We start from the raw sequence: 2,396 nt of genomic DNA, 5'->3' as shown, positions 1-2,396 counted from the left end.
CACCAGTCAACTCCACCAACTTTGGTCTGAGTGCGACTAGCGAGACTCTGTATGCATTCCTGGGCACCAGCGATACGACGCCAACCACACTGTTGACCGCCGTATCGACAGAATCCGCCGACACGCTCGGCATTGTGGGGTTAACAAATGGGGTGAATGCGATCCGCCTGACTCCTAGTGCTGACTTTGCCGAGTTCAATGGATCTCGCACCAATCAAGCTAGCTTTGCCAACTACCGCACGTCAGTAAACACGGCTAGCAACTGGAACATCAATGTCGATGGCGACGGTACGTCAGTGGTACCTAATAGTACTAGGTTTTCGCTCGCAGCTTCAGCAGCGGTACCCGAACCTACGGATTTCCTGGGGACGATCGTGGCTCTGTGCGCCGTAGCGATCTTCAAACGGAAATTCTCAACCAACAAGCTCGATCGCTAAGTGCGATCTGACGACTGAAATGATGCCTAGATTCCCAACTTTTTCAAGGAGTTAGCAATCTAGATCGAGTTCGAGGCAAATTTTCAAGTTCCACTCACTGACGACTTAATTTTAATCATGGCAAATCTCACGGGCATCGATCTATCCACCTACACGCGCATCGGTCGATACGATCTACCAGAACCGACTCGCACTACTGCGCCTGCTGGCAACCTCCTCGCGCAGGAAGTCTCAGCGGTAACTTACAACCCAGATACCGATTCATTGTTCGTCCTGGGCGACGGCGGTACGGCGATCGTCCAAGTATCCAAGACTGGGCAATTGATTAACTCGATGACCTTAGCGGCTGGTACTAGTCCACAAGGGACGACTTTCTACGATCCCGAAGGACTTGCCTATGTTGGTGGGGGTCAATTCGTGATGGTTGAAGAACGGTATCGTCAGGTGGATCTATTCACTTATGTGCCCAATACTACCCTGACTAGTGCCAACGTCCAAACCGTCAAGCTCGGTACGACGGTCGGGAATATTGGGATTGAAGGGATTACCTACGACCCCCAGACGGGTGGCTTTATTGCCGTTAAGGAAATTACGCCGCAAGGGATCTTTCAAACCAACATCAATTTTGCCGCTGGTACTGCCACCAATGGTTCGCCAACTACCATCAACTCCACCAATTTATTCGATCCAGCTAGGGCTGGGTTGGGGGATCTGGCAGACGTTTATGCATTATCAAACGTGTCAGCACTCAGCGGCACCGCAGATTCGAGTCACCTGCTGCTGTTGAGTCAGGAGGATGGCAAGGTCGTCAATGTCGATCGCAATGGCAACGTGTTCAGTTCGCTGACGATCGTCGGTGATGCTAACAATCCGCAATCTATTGCCGACCAACAATATGAAGGTCTGGCCGTGGATAAAGATGGCCTTCTCTACATCACTAGTGAGAATGGTGAGAGCTTGAGCGCGACGATCGCTGATGTGCCCAATCACCCACAGTTGTGGGTCTATGCACCCAGAGCAACTGCCGCCGCCGTACCCGAACCGATGGATTTCCTGGGGACGATCGTGGCTCTGTTCGCAGTTGCGATCTTCAAACGGAAATTCTCACATCGGAAATCCGATCGATTCTAGAACGGAGAACTAATTGAATTTAGAGCCGACTACCCTCTTGGTAGCAAAATATTATTTTGAGGTTAATTACTGATGCTTTGGTTATTGACAAAATCTCGATTTTAGCCGCAATTGTGATTCGGAGTCGATCGACAATTTTAATTGTTTTTCGACTTCAATGCGATCGATTATACTCAGAAAAATCGAGTCGTCATGGTAAACCAAGTAGCAGTCGAATTTTCAATCGCTCATCTATTAAACTAGATCTTCACACGCAAACCCCATGGAAAGCCTGTCATTCGATACAACTCAGCCTGCTCAAGTTAAAGGTCTCAACGGTTGGACTGTCGATCCAATTGTTACAATTGGCGACAAAGTCGGTAACTATGTTGCGACTGGTATTCCTGATGGTATTGGGGCTTACTCCCTCAACGACACGACCGTTCGGTTGCTAGTTAATAGTGAAATCGGTAACACCGTTGGTTATAAATACACCCTCAAGAACGGATTACAGCTACCTGGTTCCAGAATCAGTACTTTTGATATTGACAAAAATACGCTCCAAGTTGTCAATGCTGGTCTATCCTTCGATACCATCATCAACCGTGAAGGTAAAGAAGTCAAAGTCGCCACCGATCTAGAAAATGGGGGCATCAACCGCTTCTGTTCTGGTGCTTTATTTGAAGCAAATCAGTTTGGTAACGGCATCGGTTTAACCGACAGGCTCTACTTCGCTGGGGAAGAAACTACTGGTGGTTCGGCATTTGCCCTGGATACTAGCAGCAATACTCTATACGCCGTACCATGGTTGGGTCGGGCTGGCTGGGAAAACGTCACCGAAATCAACAC

General features: G+C 48.9%; 2 protein-coding genes and 1 pseudogene. All 3 read left to right on the top strand.

What is annotated here, in order from left to right; translation table 11 throughout:
* On the top strand, window positions 1–437 hold a 437-nt coding region (locus tag RMO27_RS11230; RefSeq protein WP_309732405.1), incomplete at its 5' end, for a PEP-CTERM sorting domain-containing protein.
* Window positions 438–554: 117 nt separating this feature from the next.
* Complete coding sequence (locus RMO27_RS11225; RefSeq protein ID WP_309732403.1) at window positions 555–1,568, top strand: PEP-CTERM sorting domain-containing protein; 1,014 nt, start codon at window positions 555–557, stop codon at window positions 1,566–1,568.
* Between the two features lie 262 nt (window positions 1,569–1,830).
* Window positions 1,831–2,396, top strand: a pseudogene (locus tag RMO27_RS11220) (hypothetical protein); the annotation flags it as partial.

The organism is Chamaesiphon sp. OTE_75_metabat_556 (assembly GCF_031378165.1).
Taxonomy (GTDB): domain Bacteria; phylum Cyanobacteriota; class Cyanobacteriia; order Cyanobacteriales; family Chamaesiphonaceae; genus Chamaesiphon.
The sequence above is the reverse complement of the archived record's forward strand: the minus strand, read 5'-3'. Positions and strand labels throughout refer to the sequence as shown.